At 71.6% G+C, this 19,351-nt stretch carries 16 protein-coding genes; 11 read left to right on the top strand and 5 right to left on the bottom strand.

What is annotated here, in order from left to right:
- Positions 1 to 4 precede the first annotated feature (4 nt).
- The 8 genes from IO33_RS0100135 (at position 5) to IO33_RS0100095 (ending at position 8,555) form a co-directional block, all read left to right on the top strand.
- The gene (locus tag IO33_RS0100135) at positions 5 to 1,204 is read left to right on the top strand and encodes an ROK family transcriptional regulator (protein ID WP_031158587.1); all 1,200 of its coding nucleotides are present in this window, start codon (positions 5 to 7) and stop codon (positions 1,202 to 1,204) included.
- 205 nt (positions 1,205 to 1,409) lie between these two features.
- On the top strand, positions 1,410 to 2,450 hold the full coding sequence (locus IO33_RS0100125) for an ABC transporter substrate-binding protein (protein ID WP_031158586.1): 1,041 nt from the start codon (positions 1,410 to 1,412) through the stop codon (positions 2,448 to 2,450).
- Positions 2,447 to 3,292, top strand: coding sequence for an ABC transporter permease (locus tag IO33_RS0100120; protein ID WP_031158585.1), 846 nt, complete (start codon positions 2,447 to 2,449; stop codon positions 3,290 to 3,292). The genes IO33_RS0100125 and IO33_RS0100120 overlap by 4 nt, the downstream gene beginning before the upstream one ends.
- Entirely contained in the window at positions 3,268 to 4,002 is a 735-nt protein-coding gene (locus IO33_RS0100115; protein ID WP_031158583.1) for an ABC transporter ATP-binding protein, read from the top strand. Before IO33_RS0100120 ends, IO33_RS0100115 begins: the two co-directional genes overlap by 25 nt.
- Positions 3,999 to 5,357: an LLM class flavin-dependent oxidoreductase gene (locus IO33_RS0100110; RefSeq protein WP_037684661.1), complete on the top strand. Its 1,359-nt coding sequence runs from the start codon at positions 3,999 to 4,001 to the stop codon at positions 5,355 to 5,357. The genes IO33_RS0100115 and IO33_RS0100110 overlap by 4 nt, the downstream gene beginning before the upstream one ends.
- Before the next feature lie 12 nt (positions 5,358 to 5,369).
- Complete coding sequence (locus IO33_RS0100105; protein WP_031158578.1) at positions 5,370 to 6,275, top strand: TauD/TfdA dioxygenase family protein; 906 nt, start codon at positions 5,370 to 5,372, stop codon at positions 6,273 to 6,275.
- Between the two features lie 123 nt (positions 6,276 to 6,398).
- Positions 6,399 to 7,787: an amino acid permease gene (locus IO33_RS0100100; RefSeq protein ID WP_031158576.1), complete on the top strand. Its 1,389-nt coding sequence runs from the start codon at positions 6,399 to 6,401 to the stop codon at positions 7,785 to 7,787.
- 120 nt (positions 7,788 to 7,907) lie between these two features.
- Positions 7,908 to 8,555, top strand: coding sequence for a superoxide dismutase (locus IO33_RS0100095; RefSeq protein WP_031158573.1), 648 nt, complete (start codon positions 7,908 to 7,910; stop codon positions 8,553 to 8,555).
- 150 nt (positions 8,556 to 8,705) lie between these two features.
- On the opposite strand, the gene IO33_RS0100090 is transcribed toward IO33_RS0100095, so the two are convergent.
- Positions 8,706 to 9,350, bottom strand: coding sequence for a mycothiol-dependent nitroreductase Rv2466c family protein (locus tag IO33_RS0100090; protein WP_031158571.1), 645 nt, complete (start codon positions 9,348 to 9,350; stop codon positions 8,706 to 8,708).
- A gap of 138 nt (positions 9,351 to 9,488) precedes the next feature.
- On the opposite strand from IO33_RS0100090, the gene pepN reads away from it, so the two are divergent.
- The 3 genes from pepN to IO33_RS0100075 all read left to right on the top strand — a co-directional run bounded on the left by pepN (position 9,489) and on the right by IO33_RS0100075 (position 14,307).
- Positions 9,489 to 12,071 (top strand): aminopeptidase N, encoded by a 2,583-nt coding sequence (gene pepN, locus IO33_RS0100085; RefSeq protein WP_031158568.1) that lies wholly within the window; start codon positions 9,489 to 9,491, stop codon positions 12,069 to 12,071.
- A 207-nt stretch (positions 12,072 to 12,278) separates the two neighbouring features.
- On the top strand, positions 12,279 to 13,328 hold the full coding sequence (locus IO33_RS0100080) for a hypothetical protein (RefSeq protein WP_031158566.1): 1,050 nt from the start codon (positions 12,279 to 12,281) through the stop codon (positions 13,326 to 13,328).
- Between the two features lie 175 nt (positions 13,329 to 13,503).
- The gene (locus tag IO33_RS0100075; protein WP_031158564.1) at positions 13,504 to 14,307 is read left to right on the top strand and encodes an SGNH/GDSL hydrolase family protein; all 804 of its coding nucleotides are present in this window, start codon (positions 13,504 to 13,506) and stop codon (positions 14,305 to 14,307) included.
- A 3-nt stretch (positions 14,308 to 14,310) separates the two neighbouring features.
- Here the strand turns inward: IO33_RS0100075 and IO33_RS0100070 are convergent, their stop codons facing one another.
- The 4 genes from IO33_RS0100070 to IO33_RS0100055 all read right to left on the bottom strand — a co-directional run bounded on the left by IO33_RS0100070 (position 14,311) and on the right by IO33_RS0100055 (position 19,346).
- Entirely contained in the window at positions 14,311 to 15,504 is a 1,194-nt protein-coding gene (locus IO33_RS0100070; protein ID WP_031158561.1) for a glycosyltransferase, read from the bottom strand.
- Between the two features lie 151 nt (positions 15,505 to 15,655).
- Positions 15,656 to 16,789 (bottom strand): serine hydrolase domain-containing protein, encoded by a 1,134-nt coding sequence (locus IO33_RS0100065; protein WP_031158558.1) that lies wholly within the window; start codon positions 16,787 to 16,789, stop codon positions 15,656 to 15,658.
- A 95-nt stretch (positions 16,790 to 16,884) separates the two neighbouring features.
- Entirely contained in the window at positions 16,885 to 18,654 is a 1,770-nt protein-coding gene (locus IO33_RS0100060; RefSeq protein WP_031158555.1) for a TIGR03767 family metallophosphoesterase, read from the bottom strand.
- 200 nt (positions 18,655 to 18,854) lie between these two features.
- Positions 18,855 to 19,346, bottom strand: a complete 492-nt coding sequence (locus IO33_RS0100055; protein WP_245235642.1) for an NUDIX hydrolase — start codon at positions 19,344 to 19,346, stop codon at positions 18,855 to 18,857.
- Between the last annotated feature and the right edge of the window lie 5 nt (positions 19,347 to 19,351).

Genomic DNA, 19,351 nt, shown 5'->3' with positions numbered 1-19,351 from the left:
CTCCATGCCCCGTACCGCGGCATCCACCCTCGCCTCGCCCGTTCCGCGTGCCGCTGACAGCGACCGGCGGCGCACCAGCGCCAGTGTCGTCCTGCGGTCCGTGCTGGAGCACGGGCCGGTGGCGCGCAGCACCATCGCCCGGCTGACCGGGCTGTCGCCCGCGTCGGTGACCGAACACTGTGCCCGGCTCGCCGGACTCGGCCTGGTCCGGGAGTCCGCCGTACCGCGCCGCTCGAACGGGGTGGGCCGCCCGCATGTCCCGGTCGACCTGGACGACGCCCGTTTCCTGGTCGGCGGGGTGCATGTGGCCGTGCCGTACACGACGGTGGCGCTGCTGGATCTGCGCGGCCGGGTGGTGGCCCGGCGCGAGCTGAAGCACGAACGGACCGACGCGGGCTGGGTGCTGGCCCGGGCGGCCGAGGGGCTCACCGGGCTGCTCGCCGGGATGCCGGGCCGCCGGCCGCTGGGCGTCGGGGTGGCGGTCGGCGGCTGGGTGGACCGGGATAGGGGCAGCGTGGTCGAGCACGAGCTGCTGGGCTGGCGCGAGGTGCCGGTGCGGGAGCTGCTCGGCGCCCGCACGGGTCTGCCGGTCCATGTGGACGGCCACGCGCGGGCGTTGGTGAACGGGGAGCGGCTGTTCGGGCGGGCCCGGGGCAGCCGGAGCGTGCTGCACCTGTTCGTGGGCAACGTGGTCGACGCGGCCTTCGCGACCAACGACGAGGTGCACCACGGCCCGCGTTCGGCGGCCGGGGCGATCGCGCATCTGCCGGTGCCCGGCGGCACCGAGCCGTGCGCGTGCGGCCGTACCGGCTGCCTGCAGGCCGAGCTGGGCGAGCGGACGCTGTGCCGGCGGGCCCGGGCGGCCGGGGTGACCGGCTCGGCCAACCCGATGCACGTGGTGGCCGCGGCGGCGGGCGGGGACGCGACGGCCCGGCGGCTGCTGGTGGAGCGGGCGCGGGCGACCGGGCGGGCGGCCGGGCTGCTGCTCGATGTGCTCAACCCGGAGACCGTCGTCGTGACCGAGGTGGGCGTCATCCACTTCGAGGACTGCCTCGCCGCCCTGCGGGAGGCGGCCGGCCCGGCCCGTGCGGCGGATGTCCTCCCGACGAGTTTCCCGGATTCCGTACTGGCGGTGGCGGGCGGTTCGGTGGTACTGGACGCGTTGTTCCGAGACCCGTTGATCGCCTCACCTGAGGCTATTTAATTCAGAAACTCCGAATGTTGACAGCGGGCGCTCATGGCCAGGAACATGCTGGTCATGAGCCTCCTCATCAGCTGTCGCACCGTCTGTTGCTGACACATTGCCGCGCATGAAGCGCGTGTTTCCCGCTGTGTGAGTTCTCTTTCCTCCGGCTCTTCTTCCCGGAATTCTTCCTGCCTTTCCCTCTTTTTGTCCCGGGAGTCCTCCCATGCACCGTCGTGTCTTTCTCACCTCCCTGCTGGGCGCGTCCGCCGCCGTGGGCCTCAGCGGCTGCGCCAAGGGTGACGCCTCCGCCGACACCAGCGGCGCGGCGACCAAGCCGCTCGCCGACAAGGTCCCGGCCGGCACCAGCCTGAAGATCGCCTCCTACCTGGGTCAGCAGCAGCTGCAGTTCAAGCTGGCGAAGCTGCCCGCACTGCCGTTCACGGTGTCGAACTGGCTGAACATCGGCGCCGGTCCGGACGTCATCAACGCCTTCCGCGCCAAGTCCCTGGACCTCGCAAACAACGCGGGCATCCCGCCGATCCAGGCGCACTACCAGGGCTTCGGCGCCAAGATCGTGGCGATCGACATCACCCGCAAGCCCAACTACCTCTTCGCCACCAAGCCCGGCAGCGACATCCGCACGGTCGGCGACTTCAAGGGCAAGCGGCTCGCCTTCTCGCAGGGGCAGGCGCAGGGGGTCGTCCTGCTGCGGGCCCTGAAGCAGGCGGGCCTGAAGTACGACGAGGTGAAGCTGGTCCCGCTGACCAGCAACCAGTTCTTCACCGCCCTGCAGTCCGGCCAGGTGGACGTGGCCCCGCTCGCCAACAGCCAGGCGCCCGCGTACCTGAAGCAGTACGAGGCGAAGGGGGCGCGCAGCATCCCCACCGACGTCGTCGACCTGCTCAACCTGCTGTGGGCCCCGCAGTCGGTGCTGAACGACCCCGCGAAGGCCGCCGCCGTCGCCGCGTACATCCCGCAGTGGGCCAAGGGCCAGGTGTGGCAGTACGAGCACCCGGACGTGTGGAACGAGGAGTTCTACGTCAAGACGCAGAACCTGACCCTGCAGCAGGCGCAGGGCATCACCAGGCTGGCCAACAAGCCGCTGTTCCCGCCCCGTTGGGACGAGGCGATCAAGTGGGAGCAGGAGACGGCGGATCTGCTCGCCGAGGGCGGGTTCGTGAAGAAGTTCGACGTCTCCTCGCTCTTCGACCACCGCTTCGAGTCGATCGCCGCCAAGGCCGTACCCGAGGAGTACCGGAAATGACCGCCGTGACCACCTCGACCGCCGTGCCGGCGACGGCGGCCGGGGAGCCGCCCCAGGTCCGCCGGCGCCGCCGCCTCTCGCCCGGCCGCCGGCTGCCCGCCACCCGGCTGATCGGCCCCCTGGCGTTCCTCGCCCTGTGGGCCGCCGCCTCCGCCGCCGGGTCCCTCGACCCGGCCGCCATCCCCGCGCCCTGGACGGTGCTGCGGACCGGCGGTCACCTGTGGACCGCCGGCACGCTGTCCACGGACGTCCTGACCTCCCTTCAGCGGGCCGGGTACGGCTTTGCGATCGGCCTGACCGCGGGGGTGCTGCTGGCGCTCGTCTCGGGGCTCAGCCGCACCGGTGAGGCACTGATCGACGGGACCGTGCAGCTCAACCGGGCGGTACCGACCCTCGGTCTGATCCCGCTGTTCATCCTCTGGCTGGGCATCGGGGAGACCTTCAAGGTCGCCATCATCGCGATCGTCGTCTACATCCCGATCTACCTGAACACACATGCCGCGCTGTCCGGTATCGACAGCCGGTACGTCGAACTCGCCGAAGTGCAGGGCCTGTCCCGGCTCGGCTTCGTCCGCCAGGTGGTGATCCCCGGCGCGCTGCCCGGATTCTTCGTGGGACTCCGGCTCGGTGTGACCGGCTCCTGGCTGGGCCTGGTGGTGCTGGAGCAGATCAACGCCACCAGCGGCCTCGGTTACATGATGTTCCAGGCGCAGAACTACGGCCAGAGCGACGTGATCCTGGTCGGCCTGCTGATCTACGGCGTCTTCGGCCTGGTCTCCGACAGCGTGGTCCGTCTGATCGAACGGAGGGTGCTGTCGTGGCGCCGCACACTGAGCAGCTGACCCGGCCGGCCGTACAGCTGCGCGGCCTGACCCGGTCGTTCGACGGCCGTACGGTCCTCGACGGCATCGACCTCGACCTGCCCGCCGGCCAGTTCACGGCCCTGCTCGGGCACAGCGGCTCGGGCAAGTCCACCCTGCTGCGGGCCGTCGCGGGCCTGGACCACGGAGTGGCCGGCACCGGCCGGCTCACCGCGCCGGAGCGGGTCTCGGTGGTCTTCCAGGACTCCCGGCTGCTGCCCTGGCGCCGGGTGCTGGACAACGTCCTGCTCGGCCTGGACGGCAAGGATGCCGCAGAACGCGGCCGGGCCGCCCTCGCGGAGGTCGGCCTGAAGGGCCGCGAGCGGGCCTGGCCCGGCGAGCTGTCCGGCGGCGAGGCCCAGCGGGCCGCGCTGGCCCGCTCCCTGGTCCGCGAACCGGAACTGCTGCTGGCGGACGAGCCGTTCGGCGCCCTGGACGCGCTCACCCGGATCAAGATGCACAACCTGCTGCGCGACCTCTGGAAGCGCCACCGGCCGTCCGTGCTGCTGGTCACCCACGACGTGGACGAGGCGATCGTGCTCGCCGACCGGGTCCTCGTCCTGGACCAGGGCCGCATCGGCCTCGACCTGACCATCGACCGCCCCCACCCGCGCTCCTACCGCGAGCCGGTGCTGGGCGAGTACCGCGAGCGGCTGCTGGCCGCGCTGGGCGTCACGGAGGACCACCAGTGACACGGAGAGAGACACGGCGAAGGCTCCATCTGAACGCCTTCCTGATGAACACCGGGCACCACGAGGCGTCGTGGCGGCTTCCGGAGAGCGACCCGTACGCGCACGTCGATCTGCAGCACTACGTGCGGCTCGCGCGGATCGCCGAGCGCGGCACCTTCGACTCGCTCTTCCTCGCCGACGGACCGCAGCTGTGGAGCAACCTCGCGCAGCGTCCGGCGGGTGCCCTGGAACCGCTCACCCTGCTGACCGCGCTGGCGACGGCCACCGAGCACATCGGCCTGATCGCCACCGCGTCCACCTCCTACAACTCCCCCTACAACCTGGCCCGCAAGCTGGCCTCGCTGGACATCATCAGCGGCGGCCGGGCCGGCTGGAACATCGTCACCACCGCCGGCGCCGAGGCGGCCCGCAACTTCGGGCTCGCCGAGGAGCCCGCGCACGCCGAGCGGTACGCCCGTGCCGCCGAGTTCCTCGACGTGGCGCGCAAGCTGTGGGACAGCTGGGAGGACGACACGATCGTCGCCGACAAGGCGGCCGGGGTCTGGGGCGACGACAGCAGGATCCACCCGGCCCGGCACCAAGGCACGTACTTCAGTGTCGCCGGCGCCCTCAACGTCCCGCGCACGCCGCAGGGCTACCCGCTGCTGGTGCAGGCGGGGTCGAGCGAGGACGGCAAGGCCTTCGCGGCCCGGTACGCCGAGGCGGTCTTCACCGCCCAGCAGACCCTCGCCGACGCCCAGGCCTTCTACGCCGACCTCAAGTCGCGCACCGGGCGGGCCGGACGCGACCCCGGGCACATCAAGGTGCTGCCCGGGATCGTGCCCGTCCTCGGATCGACGGAGGCGCAGGCGCGGGCGGCGGAGCAGCTGCTGGAGGACCACATCGTGTACGAGCACGGGGTGGCCCGGCTGGAGAACCTGCTGACGCTTCCCGCGGGCACGTTGAAGCTGGATGAGCGGCTCCCCTCCGAGCTGCCGCCGGAGTCCGCCATCGAGGGCGCCAAGAGCCGCTACACGCTCGTCGTGGAGCTGGCCCGGCGCGAGCGGCTCACCGTCCGGCAGCTGATCGCGCGGCTCGGCGGCGGGCGCGGCCACCTGACCTTCACCGGGACGCCCGAGCAGGTCGCCGGCCAGATCGAGACCTGGTTCACGCAGGGCGCCGCCGACGGCTTCAACATCATGCCGGCCGTGCTGCCCTCCGGCCTGGACGCCTTCGTCGAGCACGTCGTACCGCTGCTGCGCGCCCGCGGCCTGTTCCGCACGGAGTACGACGGCCCCCGCCAGACCCTCCGGGAGCGCTACGGCCTCCCCCGCCCCGCCCACCCGTACCTCACCCCCGCTCCCGCCCTCGCCTGAAAGGACCGGTTCATGTCCCTGGAGATCACCAAGGTCACCGCACGCATCGGCGCCCGCGTCACCGGCGTCGACATCACCCGCCCGCTCGCCCCGGAGGAGGTCACCGCGATCCGCGAGGCGCTGAACGTCCACAAGGCGCTCGTCTTCGACACGGGCGCCGCCGGGGGACTCGACGACGCCGGACAGCAGGCCTTCGCCCGCCACTTCGGCGACCTGACCACCGCCCACCCGACGGTCGGCGCGGTCGACGGCGCCCCGAACGTGCTGCCGGTGGACAGCGAGCGGGGCCGGGCCAACCACTGGCACACCGACGTCACCTTCGTCCTCAACCCGCCGCAGGCCAGCACCCTGCGCTCGATCACCGTCCCGCCGTACGGCGGCGAGACCCTGATCGCGAACGCGGCCGCCGCCTACCGGGACCTGCCCGAGCCGCTGCGCCGCTTCGCCGACACCCTGTGGGCGGAGCACACCAACGACTACGACTACGCCGTACCGGAGGAGGAGATCGACGAGGAGAAGGCCGCGCAGCGCGCCCAGTTCACGTCCATCACGTACCGCACCGCCCACCCGGTGGTCCGCGTGCACCCGCTGACCGGCGAGCGCGGGCTGTTCGTCGGCGGGTTCGCGCAGCGGATCGTGGGCCTGTCGGCCGGCGAGTCCCGCAAGATCCTCGACCTGCTGCAGGCGTACGTCACCCGCCCGGAGAACATCCTGCGCCACCGCTGGGCGGTCGACGAGCTGGTGCTCTTCGACAACCGGATCACCCAGCACTACGCCATCGACAACTACGACGGACAGCCGCGCCGGCTGCACCGGGTGACCGTCGCCGGTGACGTCCCGGTCGGCATCGAGGGCAAGGAGAGCTACTCGATCGAGGGCGACGCCTCGCACTACACCCCGGTGTCCGCGGCCGCGTAACCGCCGGTTCACCCTGCGTAGGGCAGGTGTCCGGATACTGGGCGGCCCCTTCGCCTGAGCGGACGGGCCGCCCAGACTGGCGGGGTTTTTGCCCGCCCATTGCACGGGGAGAGCCGCGCCCACATGCCCAGCAGCAGCACGACCACCGATTCGCCGCCACAGCAACAGGACGGCGCCTCCCTCTCCCACGGCCTCAAGCAGCGCCATCTGTCGATGATCGCCCTCGGCGGTGTCATCGGCGCCGGCCTGTTCGTCGGTTCCGGCGCGGGCATCGCCGCCGCCGGTCCCTCGATCGTGATCGCCTACACGGTCTCCGGCCTGCTGGTGATGCTGGTGATGCGGATGCTCGGCGAGATGTCCGCCGCGTACCCGTCGTCCGGTTCCTTCTCGGCGCATGCCGAGCGGGCGATCGGCCCCTGGGCGGGCTTCGCGGCGGGCTGGTCCTTCTGGGTGCTGCTGTGCACGGCCGTCGGACTGGAGGGCATCGGCGCCGCGAAGATCGTCCAGGGCTGGGTGCCGGGCACCCCGCAGTGGATGTGGGTCGCGCTGTTCATGGTGGTGTTCTGCGGCGCGAACCTGGCCGCGGTGAAGAACTTCGGTGAGTTCGAGTTCTGGTTCGCCGCGCTGAAGGTCGGCGCGATCAGCCTGTTCCTGATCCTCGGTGTGCTGGCCATCGCGGGCGTGCTGCCCGGCACCGACTCCCCCGGCGCCTCGCACCTCACCCACTTCCTCCCGCACGGCAGCGACGGCCTGATCATCGGCCTGCTCGCGTCCGTCTTCTCCTACGGCGGCATGGAGACGGTCACCATCGCCGCGGCCGAGTCGGAGAACCCGGTCAAGGGCGTGGCCTCCGCGGTGCGTACGGCGATGTGGCGCATCGCCCTGTTCTACATCGGCTCCATGGCGGTCGTCGTCACCCTGGTCCCGTGGGACTCCAAGGAGGTCGTCGAGAAGGGCCCGTACGTCGCCACGCTCGACCACCTCGGCATCCCCGGCGCCGGTCAGCTGATGAACGTGGTCGTCCTGGTCGCCCTGCTCTCCGCGATGAACGCCAACATCTACGGCTCCTCGCGCATCGCCTTCTCGCTGGTCGAGCGCGGCCTGGGCCCGAAGGCGCTGGCGAAGCTGTCCGGCGGGGTCCCGCGGATCGCGGTCCTCGTCTCCTGTGTCCTCGGGTTCGTCTGCGTCCTGCTCAGCTACTGGAGCCCGAACGGCGCCTTCAAGTGGCTGCTGAACATGATCGGCGCGGTCATCCTGGTCGTCTGGATCTTCATCGCGGTCTCGCAGCTGCTGCTGCGCCGCCGCATCGAGCGCGAGGCCCCCGAGAAGCTGGTCGTGCGGATGTGGGCCTTCCCGTGGCTGACCTGGGTCGCGCTGGCCGGCATGGCCGCGATCTTCGTCCTGATGGCCCGTGAGCAGGACACCCGGCTCCAGCTCTGCTCCACCGGCGCCATGACGCTGCTGCTCGCGGCCGTCGGCTATGTGTGGCAGCGGGCCCGCGCCCGGCGCTGAGCCCCGCACCGGACAAGGCCCCCACGTGCGACACGTGGGGGCCTTTGTGTTGCCCGGCCACTCTTGTTGCTAGCGTGTAGTTGCAAGTAACTTGCAATAAGGTTCCGGAGGGGATCACCCATGCCCGTCTACACGCTGCCCGACCTGCCCTACGACTACTCCGCGCTGGCCCCCGTGATCAGCCCGGAGATCATCGAGCTGCACCACGACAAGCACCACGCGGCCTATGTGAAGGGCGCCAACGACACGCTGGAACAGCTCGCCGAGGCGCGCGAGGCCGAGTCGTGGGGCGCGATCAACGGCCTGGAGAAGAACCTGGCCTTCCACCTCTCCGGCCACATCCTGCACAGCATCTACTGGCAGAACATGACCGGCCCGAAGGACGGCGGCGGCGAACCGCTCGCGGCCGACGGCGTGGGCGGGCTGGCGGACGCGATCACCGAGTCCTTCGGCTCCTTCGCCGCCTTCAAGACCCAGCTGTCCAAGGCCGCGGCCACCACCCAGGGCTCCGGCTGGGGCGTGCTGGCGTACGAGCCGCTCAGCGGCCGGCTGATCGTGGAGCAGGTCTACGACCACCAGGGCAACGTCGGCCAGGGCGCCACGCCCATCCTGGTCTTCGACGCCTGGGAGCACGCCTTCTACCTCCAGTACCGCAACCAGAAGGTCGACTTCATCGAGGCCATGTGGCAGGTCGTCGACTGGCAGGACGTGGCCCGCCGGTACGAGGCCGCCAGGTCCCGCGCCAACGCGCTGCTGCTGGCCCCCTGACCGGCCCGACTCCCCCCGGACGTCCCGCCTCGTGATCGTCTTCTCACCTTTCACGTCGGCGGGCGGATGAACGGAAGACCCCTGCGAGGACGTGACTCGCAGGGGTCTTCCCGTGCCGCGGGTGCAGGCGGCGGCCGGTGGGGCGTGGACCTACAGGTTGCTGAAGTCGGGGCCCTGGGTGCGGGTGCGCTTGATCTCGTAGAAGCCCGGCACCGAGGCCACGGCGAGGGTGCCGTCCCACAGGCGGGCCGCCTCCTCGCCCTTCGGGGCGGGGGTGACGACGGGGCCGAAGAAGGCGATCTGCTCGCCGTCGGGGCCCGGGACCGCGATGACCGGGGTGCCGACGTCCTGGCCGACCTTCTCGATGCCCTCCTTGTGGGAGGCGCGCAGCTCGGCGTCGAACTCGAAGTCCGTCTGCTCGGCGTACTCGATCAGCTCGGCGGGCAGGCCGACGTCGGCGAGGGCGCCGGCGACGGCCTCCAGGGTCGGGCCCTCGCCGTTGTTGTGGATGCGGGTGCCGAGCGCGGTGTAGAGCGGGCCGAGGACGTCGGCGCCGTGCTTCTGCCAGGCGGCGGTGACCACGCGCACCGGCTGCCAGGCCTTGGTGGCGAGCATCTCCCGGTACTCCTCCGGCAGCTCGTCCAGACGGTTCTCGTTGAGGACGGCGAGGCTCATGATGTGCCAGCGGACCTCGATGTCGCGGACCTTCTCCACCTCCAGCACCCAGCGGGAGGTCATCCAGGCCCACGGGCACAGCGGATCGAACCAGAAGTCGACGGGGGTCTTCTGAGACATGTCTCTCCTCAAGGGGAACTCTTTCCCCGGGAAACGCCCTTGGCCGCCCGGCCATTCCCTGCTGACCCCTGTCAGGAGCACATGGCAGGATCGGTCCTGTTCAGCCGTCATCCATGCGACCACGAGGGAGCGCCGCCCGTGCCCGGTGAGAATCTGTCCCGCGACGAGGCCCGGGAGCGGGCCGCCCTGCTGTCCGTCGACGGGTACGACGTGTCCCTGGACCTCAGGTCCGCCGTCGGCGACGGGGACGGCGAGCCGCGCACGTTCCGCTCGGTGACCACGATCCGCTTCCGCTGCAACGAGCCGGGCGCGTCCAGCTTCGCCGATCTGATCGCGCCGGGCGTCACCTCGGTCTCGCTCAACGGCCGCGACCTGGACCCGGGCCAGGTCTTCGACGGCTCGCGGATCCTGCTGGAGGACCTGGCCGGGGAGAACGAACTGGTGGTGGACGCCCGGTGCGCCTACTCGCGCACCGGCGAGGGCATGCACCGCTTCGTGGACCCCGAGGACGGCGAGGTCTACCTGTACACGCAGTACGAACCGGCCGACTCCCGCCGGGTCTTCGCGAACTTCGAGCAGCCCGACCTGAAGGCGCCGTACCGCTTCGAGGTGCGGGCGCCGGAGGGCTGGACGGTGTGGAGCAACGGGGCGGGGGAACTGGCCGACGGGGTCTGGCGGTTCGCGGAGACCAAGCCGATCTCGACGTACATCACGTGTGTGGTGGCGGGCCCGTACCACCACGTCACCGACTCCTACACCCGCACCTTCGAGGACGGCACGAAGCTGGAGATCCCGCTCGGCGCGATGTGCCGCAAGGGACTGGCCCCGCACTTCGACGCCGACGACGTCTTCCTGGTCACCAAGCAGGGCCTGGACTTCTTCCACGACCACTTCGACTACCCGTACCCGTTCGGGAAGTACGACCAGGCGTTCGTGCCCGAGTACAACCTGGGCGCGATGGAGAACCCGGGCCTCGTGACCTTCCGGGAGGAGTACATCTTCCGCGGGAAGGTGACGCAGGCGTCGTACGAGGCGCGGGCCAACGTCGTCCTGCACGAGATGGCGCACATGTGGTTCGGCGACCTGGTCACCATGGAGTGGTGGGACGACCTGTGGCTGAAGGAGTCCTTCGCGGACTTCATGGGCACGTTCGCGAACGTCGGCGCGACCCGCTTCAAGGACGCGTGGATCACCTTCGCCAACCGCCGCAAGGCCTGGGCGTACCGCGCGGACCAGCTGCCGTCGACGCATCCGGTCACGGCGGACATCCGTGACCTGGAGGACGCCAAGCTGAACTTCGACGGCATCACCTACGCCAAGGGCGCCTCGGTGCTCAAGCAGCTGGTGGCGTACGTGGGCCAGGACGCGTTCCTGGAGGGCGCCCGCCGCTACTTCAAGCGCCACGCGTACGGCAACACGCGCCTCGGCGACCTGCTGTCGGTGCTGGGCGAGACCAGCGGGCGGGACATGAGCACGTGGGCCCGGTCCTGGCTGCAGACGGCCGGGGTGAACGCCCTGACGCCGCAGGTGCTGCTGGACACCGAGGGCGGTCGGATCGCCGAGCTGGCGGTGGTGCAGGAGGCTCCGGAGTCGCACCCCGAGGAGCGCCCGCACCGCGTCGCGGTGGGCCTGTACCGGCGTACGCCCGAGGGCGCGCTGGAGCGGTACGCGCGCGTGGAGACGGATGTGGAGGGCCCGCGCACGGTCGTCGCGGAGCTGGCGGGCGCCGAGGCCCCGGAGCTGGTCCTGGTCAACGACGACGACCTGACCTACTGCAAGATCCGCTTCGACGGCACCTCGCTGGCCACGCTCACGGAGCACCTGGGCGCGCTGACCGACCCGCTGGCCCGTGCCCTGTGCTGGTCGGCGCTGTGGAACCTGACCCGGGACGCGCTGCTGCCGACCCGGGACTTCGTCGCTCTGGTGCTGCGGTTCGCGGGCCGCGAGTCGGACATCGGCGTGCTGCAGATGCTGCACACATGGGCGAACTCGGCGCTGGTGCACTACGCGGCCCCCGAGTGGCGGAAGACGGGCGGCGAGCTGCTGGCCGAGGGTGCGCTGCGGGAGCTGCGGGAGGCCGAGCCGGGCAGCGAGCACCAGCTGGCCTGGGCCCGGTTCTTCGCGGCCGTGGCCTCCGGTGAGCCGGACCTGGCGCTGCTGCGGGACCTGCTGGACGGCACGTCGGCGATCGACGGCCTGGAGGTGGACCAGGAGCTGCGCTGGGCGTTCCTGGAGCCGCTGGCCGCGCACGGGGTGGCGGACGAGCCGGTGCTGGCGGCCGAACTGGCCCGGGACGACACGGCGTCCGGCAAGCGGCACCAGGTCCGCTGCCTGGCGGCCCGGCCGTCGGCGGCGGTCAAGGCGCAGGCGTGGGCGCAGGTGGTGGAGTCCGACGCCCTCTCCAACGCCCTGGTGGAGGCGACGATCGCGGGCTTCGACCAGCCCTCGCAGCGGGAGCTGACCGCGCCGTACGCGCGGAAGTACTTCGCGGCGATCGAGCGGGTGTGGCGGGAGCGGTCGATCCAGATCGGGATGGACGTCGTACGGGGTCTGTTCCCGGCGCTCCAGGACCGGCCGGAGACCCTGGAGGCGACGGACGCGTGGCTGGACGCGCACCGGGACGCGGCGCCGGCGCTGCGCCGGCTGGTGCTGGAGGCGCGGGACGACCTGGCACGGGCGCTGCGCGCACAGGAGTGCGACGCGACGGGCGCCGGCCACTGAGCCTTGGCCTGAGCTTTCCCTGCCGGTGACCGTTACGAAATTCGGGCAAGAGTAACCGTAACCCCTGGTCCGCACCCGATCGGACCAGGGGTTTTCGTCCCCTACTCGACACCCGAACACCTGACCTTTAGTCCCGGCTTGTCCGCATTTCTCGACGGGCGTGTAACAGCGGTTAAAGGAGGGACCGGAGGCGGGAATCCCGTCGCCATGACGCACAACACCCCGGTCTCCCCCCGCCCCCTCCGCCACCTCTCGGAGGTCCACCGCCGCGTCCTGACGACGGCTCAGCTCCGCGCCCACGGCGTGACGACGGCCGAGCTGAACGAGCAGTGCCGCCCCGGCGGCCCCTGGCAGCTGCTGCTGCCGAACGTGGTCCTGCTGCACCCCGGACCGCCGACGAGCGAGGAGCGTCTGCACGGGGCCCTGATGTACGCGGCCCGCGAGTCCACCCCGGGCGTCCCGGCCCAGCCGACGGCGGAGGAGCCGCACCGCCCGGTCTACGCGGAGGCGATGATCACGGGCCTGGCCGCCCTCACCCTGTACGGCTTCTCCGCCACCCCGCCGCTGCTCTCCCTGGACCACGTCGACGTGCTGGTCCCGCGGCTGCGCCGGCTGCGCTCCTCGGGCTTCGTCCGCGTCCTGCGCACGCCCTCCCTGCCCACGCCCCGGGCGGTGACGGGCCTGCCGGTGGCGCCGGTGCCGCGGGCGCTGGCGGACGCGGTGGCGGAGCTGACGGACGCGGCGGCGGTACGGCGGCTGCTGACCGAGGCGGTGCGCGGCGGCCACTGCGAACCGGCGTCGGTGGTCCGCGAGTTGACCCACGCCAAGCTGCTGAACCGCCCGCACGTGGTGGACGCGGTCGACGCGCTCGTGGCGGAGGGCCGCTCCATCGCCGAGGACCGGCTGTACCGGATGGTCGCCGAGTACGGGCTGCCCGACCCGGTCTGGAACGTCGACCTGCGCCTGCCCGGCGGCCCGCACCTCGGCGGCCTGGACGCGTACTGGCCGGACCAGGCGGTGGCGGTGGAGCTGGACACCCGCGCGACCCGGCAAGGCCCTCGGCAGGACGAGGACGCGCTGTGGTCGGAGTACGCCCGCAAACGCGAACACCTGGAACGCCTGGGGATCACGGTCGTGTACATCACCCCGAGGAAGCTCCGGGACGGGATGGAACAGCAGGCGGCGGTGGTCCGCACCGCCCTGATGGCGTCGGCCGACCGCGACCCGGCCGCCTACGTCGTGGTGCTTCCCCGGTAGTGACGGCCGGGGAGGGCATCAGGAGGGGAGAGGAGGGGCCACCGGACCGCATCCGGTGGCCCCTCCTCGTGCGTGCCGGCGCCCGTCCACTTCTGCTGCGCCGGCCGGGTGGCGGTTCACCGGAACGGACGAGCACCGCGGGCGGGCCGGGCGGGCCCGCGATAGGAGGATTGCCATGAGACAGTCCCGAACAGCGGCGGGTGCGTGCTCCCTCCTCCTGGCGGCCGCCTGTGCCTTCGCCGACCCCGCGACGGCCCAGGTGGCGCCCGCGGCCACCGGCTATGTGGCCCTCGGTGACTCCTACTCCGCCGGTGTCGGCGCCGGCGACTACCTGTCCTCCGGCAAGGAGTGCAAGCGCAGCGCCCGGGCGTACCCGGTGCTGTGGGCCGAGGCCCACGGCCCGTCGTCGTTCACCTTCGCCGCCTGCAACGGCGCCCGGACGACCGACGTCCTGGCCGAGCAGCTCGGCCACCTCGGCCCGCGCACGGGCCTGGTCACCCTCACCGCCGGCGGCAGTGACTCGGGCTTCGGATCCGTCATGACGACGTGCGCGCTCGGCGGCGACAGCCGGTGCCTGTCCGCCCTCTCCGGTGCCCGCACCGCCATGGACGGGACGCTCGCGCACAACCTCGACCGCCTCTACACGGCGATCAGGGAACGGGCGCCCGCCGCCCGCGTGGTGGTGCTGGGCTACCCGCACCTGTACCACCTGAGGGGCACCTGCCGGCTGGGCCTCGCGGACCGGGACCGGGCCGCCGTGAACGACACCGTGGACCACCTCAACGCGGTGATCGCCATGAGCGCCGCCGGTCATGGCTTCACGTTCGCCGACGTCACCGCCGCCTTCGCCGGCCACGAGATCTGCTCGGCCAGCCCCTGGCTGCGCGGCGTCGACGTGCTGGCGATCACCGAGTCGTACCACCCCACGGCGCCGGGGCAGTCCCTCGGCTACCTGCCGGCCCTCACCCGGGCCTCCTGACCGCTACAGCGGCCCGGGCAGCGTCGGCAGCCGCGAGGCGCCGGTGTGGACGCCGTCCAGCAGCGCGGCGTACGCCGCGATCATGCGCGTACGGCTGAAGCGCTCGCGGCTCGCGGCCAGGGCCGGGGCGAGGCCGGCGCGGCCGGCGACCGCCGCCGTCCAGGCCAGGGCGATGGCCTCCGGGTCCTGCGGGGTCACGAAACCGTGGCCCCGGACGATCTCCGCGCTGTCGCCCACGTCCGTCGTCACGGGGACGGCGCCGCACATCATGCCCTCGATCAGGCACAGCGGCGCCGCCTCCCCGGAGGCGGAGGTCAGGGCGACGACGTCGGCGCCGGCGTAGACGGTCTCCATGTCGCGGCGCACGCCGAGAAGACGGACCCGCTCCGCGAGCCGCCGGTCCGCGCCGAACGCGACCTCGATGTCGGCCCACAGGGCCGGGTTCGCGTCGTTCATTCCCGCGCCGCACATCAGGACGCGGCCCTCGGGCTCGCGGGCGAGCCAGGCGCGGGCCGCGCGCAGCAGGAGCGGGACGTTCTTCATCGTGGCGTAGCGGGCCGCGAAGACGACCACCGGTGCGGTGGCCGGGATGCCCAGGGACGCGCGGAACGCCCGCCGGGCCGCGGGGTCCGGGCGGAACCGGAGCAGGTCGACGCCGTTGGGTATGACGTGCAGCAGCCGGGACGGGATTCCGGCGGCCTCGTAGGCGGCCCGTGTGGACTCGGCGCAGCACACGCAGGCGGCCACCGTGCCGTCGGCGATGGCGGCCTTCAGCTCCTGAAGCGCCGGACCCTGGTTCTCCGGGTCCGAGCGGTGCAGGCAGACCACGACCGGGCGGCGGGGCAGGCCGGCCTGGTTCAGCAGGGCCAGCGGCTGCTCCTTCAGGGAGAGGATCACCTCCGCCGCGGCCATCGCCCGGGCCGTCTCGGCCATCTCGGGGCCGCTGAAAACGTTCGCCGCGAGAGCCCCGTCCACCAGGCCGGCGCTGCGGCCGAGCGAGGTGACACCGATACCGGCCGCGGTCAGCGCCCGGTAGCAGGCGTCGTCCTCCATGCGCTGCCGGGTGGCCTCGCGCCGGACCTCGTCGTGGATGCTGAGTACCTGGTGGGACTGGCCGCCCTCGGCCAGTCCCCGTACGACGTCGCTGTGCACGATCCGGGCTCCTCCGGAGAAGAAACCCTCGTAGACCGACAGCACACGCAGTCCGTGCCTCTGCCGCACGCGACCACCCGCCTTGCATAAATGATCGAGAAGATCGAGCCATCCCCGTCCGTAGCGGGATAGCCGATATGAGGCGGTACGGACATTGCGTGCGGGTTAACGGGGAATGTCGTGCATGAAACGGTGGCTAACAGAATTCCGCTTCGACCGCGGCTGCCGTGTCCCCGGTCCAGTCCCCGTTGAAATTGACGGCCAGGGCGTGCCGGCCGTCCGCCGTCACGTCCGCCTCGCTGGTGGAGCCGAAGATGCCACCGCCGTGCCCCCAGACATGAACACCGCAGCCCAGCCTGGTGTCCATGAGGCCGAGGCCGTACCGGACGTGGGGCGAGATCGCGGTGCGCACGGTGGTCTTCATCTCCTTCAGCTGGTGCGCCGGAAGGAGCTTTCCGCCGAGCAGGGCGCTGTAGAAGCGGTCGAGATCGGCGGAATTCGAGATCATTTCGCCCGCCGAGGAGGCCAGGGAGGGGTTGAAGGCCGTGACGTCGTCGGTGGGGCCTTTCGGGCCCGTGAATTTCGAGTAGGCGCGGCTGCTCGGCTGCGGGACGGTGATCTTCGTGCCGGGCAGGGACGTGGCTTTCAGGTGCAGCGGGGCGATGATGCGGCGGGTGATCTCGGTGGCGTACGTGCGTCCCGTCACCTTCTCGATCACCATGCCGGCGACGACGTAGTTGGTGTTGGAGTAGTTCCAGGACGCGCCGGGCGTGAAGTCCGGCTTGTGCCTCATCGCGATCGCCACCAGCCGGCGCGGGGTGAGCGTGTCGTAGCGGTGCCGGTGGAAGCCGTCCCTGCTGGAGTAGGTGCGGTCGAAGTCCTTGTCCGCGGTGTAGTTGTAGATGCCACTGGTGTGGTTGAGGAGCTGCCGGACGGTGATGCGGCGGCCGTCGTGACCGTGCCCGCGGATCACCCCCGGCAGCCACCTGTCCACCGTGTCGTCCAGCGACAGCCGGCCCTCCGCCTCCAGTTGGAGCAGGACGGTGGCGACGAAGGACTTGGTGATGCTGCCGACGCGATAGCGGTCGGCGGTGGAACGCGGCTCGCCCGTGCGCAGGTCGCCCACTCCGGCGGTGGCGGACCAGGTGCCGTGGGCGTCCTTCGCGGTGGCGGTCACGCCGGGCACGCCGGCCGCGACCGCCGCTTCGAGGGCCTTGCGGGTGCCGGCGTGGCCGCCGTGGTGGGTGCCGGTGGCGGCCACGGCCGGAGCGGCCAGGGCCGCCGTGAGGAACAGGGCGGTGGCGCCCACCAGGGTCGTGCGTACGCGCATGTCTTCCCCCAACCTGGGATTCTCGGTCCGGTCGGGGGTAAGAACCTGCGCCGGATGCGCGAAGGTTGCCGCGGCTTACACCGGTTGAGTGACTTTCAGCCCTTCTTCAGCACCAGCTCCGTGTTCCGGTCGGCCGCGCCGCCCGCGAGGGTCTTGTTGGCGCCGGGGGCGTTGTACGCCAGCTCGCGGTAGAGGGCGGCGAGGCCGGTCTGGGAGAGGTCGGCGAAGTCCGTGCGGTGCGGGGCGGCGGACTCGATGAGGGTGGTGAACACGGAGATCGTGCCGTCCTTGTTGTCGACCAGCTCGACGATGCGCGCCAGGTGCGGGTAGTCGATGTGCGAGGCGGTGGAGATCTCCCAGAAGGAGCGGCCGCCGGGGGCCTGGTGAGGGGTGACGACGTTCTTGTGGATGTGCCCGTTCACCCAGGCCAGGACGTTGGCGTGGGAGGACAGGACGGAGATCACCTCGGCGCCGTTGTGGCGGCGCTCCCCCGGGCGGGCCGGGTCGGGGCGGGTGTTGGTCATGGACGTGCTGGTGTGGTGGCTGAAGACGACGGCGTAGGAGTCCTTGTTGTCCTTCAGCGTCTTGTCCAGCCACTTCAGCTGGGCGGTGCCGAGGGAGCCCTCGTAGTGGCCGCCGGCGTCGGTGGTGTCGAGGCTGATGCCGATGACGTCGTCGGAGATGCGGAAGGCGTAGTACTGGGTGCCCGCGTCGAGGTTCGCCGAGGAGTAGCCGTGGCCGACCGGGCCGTGTCCCTGGTACGCCGGGTCGAGGTGGGCCTTGAGGTAGTCGGCCTGGGTGTACGGGGCGCGCTTCTCGTCCGCCGTGACCGAGCGCATGGAGCGGGCGTGGGCCTTGAGGAAGTCGCGGTAGCCGGCACCCTTGGGGTCGGTGGCGTTCTTGATGGCGTCCTGGAGCTTCTTGGCGTCGGCGTCGGGGACGCTGAACAGCTTCTTGCCGGCGATGGCCGCCTCGGCGAGGTAGGGGTCGCCGTGGGAGCCGTAGCAGCCGAGCGGGAGGGCGTCGTGGTTGCCGACGGTGGAGTACCAGGGCAGCTTCAGCCCGGGGCTGTTCAGCTCGCGGATCGCGGCGGCCAGGAAGCCCCCGAGATGCGGGAAGCCGAGCGCCTTGTCGTTGTCCCGGGTGGTGGAGTCCGGCTGCCAGTACAGCTTCAGACCGCTGTTCTGCACGCCCTCGTAGTGCCGTGGGTCACCGGAGTTGGGGGTGATACGGCCACCGCTCATCACCTTCATGAACCACTCCAGCTCGGAGTGGGCGTTGTTGTCGGTGTTGTCACCGGTGGTCATGACGAAGTGCAGCGGGGCGCCGGTGACGGGGGCGCCGTGCAGCGCGTTGACGCGCTCGACGAGCGAGATGGCGCCGGGCACGGTGAGCGCCTCCTGCGGACGCCAGGCGTGCACGTCGTGCGAGCGCAGGTACTCCAGCCGCAGCGGGTGCTGGACGTCCTGCAGATGCAGGTCGGTGAACTGCACGAACGCGGCGAGCGTGGTACGGCGGCCCGCCCGGCCGGACTTGGGCGCGGCCAGCTCGCCGCGCACCACGCGCGGCCAGCCGGAGCCGTCGCCGAGCCGACGGTAGCCGGAGCTGTTGCGCGGTGCGGCGACCGTGGCGAGGGTGGTGCCCTTGGTGTAGGGGGCGAGGGCCGCGCCGGCGGCCTGCCGGGAGTGGGCGACGGGCGCCTCGGCGCCGGCGCCCGTCTCCGGCGCGCCGGTGGCGGCCTGGCTGTCGGTGGGCCGGAGGGCGTAGCCGACGCCCGCGGAGAGCGAGACCGCTCCGGCGGCGGCGAGGACGGTACGGCGGTTGACCCCCAGAGCGGAGGTGGCGACAGAGCGTATGCGCGACATGGCGCGATCTCCCCGGGTGCGAACGCGTCGGCAGTGGTCGCGGGCCGTCGCAGGCGCGAACGCCCCGCTCGCTCTGGATGTTTGGCACCGGGGATGACCTGTGCGTGAACGCGGCGGCAACGCGCAGCGCCCATCACCGTACGTGGATCTGCGGGGAGGGGACGCGGTCATGGAGTGGATCGCGGACGGCCCAGGGCCGGCTACTCCTCGTTCATCTCCTGGGGTAGGGGACGGGCTCCGGCGGCGAGATGGCCGTGCGCGGGGCGCTCCTGCCACAGCCGCAGCGCGACGTCGACCAGCCGCACCCGGGTGAGGCCGGCCACGGCCGAAAGGTCCTGCCATGCGGCGAAGTCGGTGGATCCGTCGACCTCGTGGCGGAGTTCACCGCCGGTGACCTCGCCTTCGTAGAGGAGGCGCAGGGCGTGGTGGCGGGTGGGGCGCCGCAGACCGCGGCGGGGGAAGAGATGCCGCCGGGAGTCCACGCCGAGGAGACCGGTCACCTCGATGCGGTAACCGGTCTCCTCGGTGACCTCCCGGCGGACGGTGTCGTACGGGTCCTCGCCGTGCTCCATGCCGCCACCGGGCAGCACCCACTCGGGAGGACCCCCGTCGAGGCCGGGGGACCGGGCGAGCAGGATCCGTCCGTCGCGGACGCATACGGCGTAGGCCGCCACCCTCAAGTTCTGTCGCATTCCCG

It is taken from the genome of Streptomyces durhamensis, from assembly GCF_000725475.1.
GTDB lineage: Bacteria > Actinomycetota > Actinomycetes > Streptomycetales > Streptomycetaceae > Streptomyces > Streptomyces filipinensis.
The sequence above is the reverse complement of the archived record's forward strand: the minus strand, read 5'-3'. Positions and strand labels throughout refer to the sequence as shown.

Bases quoted from the DNA above. Each gene is read 5' to 3' on its own strand.
- IO33_RS0100095 (WP_031158573.1), top strand. From the start codon at position 7,908: ATGCCCGTCTACACGCTGCCCGACCTGCCCTACGACTACTCCGCGCTG.
- IO33_RS0100090 (WP_031158571.1), bottom strand. From the start codon at position 9,350: ATGTCTCAGAAGACCCCCGTCGACTTCTGGTTCGATCCGCTGTGCCCG.
- IO33_RS0100120 (WP_031158585.1), top strand. From the start codon at position 2,447: ATGACCGCCGTGACCACCTCGACCGCCGTGCCGGCGACGGCGGCCGGG.
- IO33_RS0100125 (WP_031158586.1), top strand. From the start codon at position 1,410: ATGCACCGTCGTGTCTTTCTCACCTCCCTGCTGGGCGCGTCCGCCGCC.
- IO33_RS0100055 (WP_245235642.1), bottom strand. From the start codon at position 19,346: ATGCGACAGAACTTGAGGGTGGCGGCCTACGCCGTATGCGTCCGCGAC.
- IO33_RS0100075 (WP_031158564.1), top strand. From the start codon at position 13,504: ATGAGACAGTCCCGAACAGCGGCGGGTGCGTGCTCCCTCCTCCTGGCG.
- IO33_RS0100100 (WP_031158576.1), top strand. From the start codon at position 6,399: ATGCCCAGCAGCAGCACGACCACCGATTCGCCGCCACAGCAACAGGAC.
- IO33_RS0100060 (WP_031158555.1), bottom strand. From the start codon at position 18,654: ATGTCGCGCATACGCTCTGTCGCCACCTCCGCTCTGGGGGTCAACCGC.
- IO33_RS0100105 (WP_031158578.1), top strand. From the start codon at position 5,370: ATGTCCCTGGAGATCACCAAGGTCACCGCACGCATCGGCGCCCGCGTC.
- IO33_RS0100135 (WP_031158587.1), top strand. From the start codon at position 5: ATGCCCCGTACCGCGGCATCCACCCTCGCCTCGCCCGTTCCGCGTGCC.
- IO33_RS0100065 (WP_031158558.1), bottom strand. From the start codon at position 16,789: ATGCGCGTACGCACGACCCTGGTGGGCGCCACCGCCCTGTTCCTCACG.
- IO33_RS0100080 (WP_031158566.1), top strand. From the start codon at position 12,279: ATGACGCACAACACCCCGGTCTCCCCCCGCCCCCTCCGCCACCTCTCG.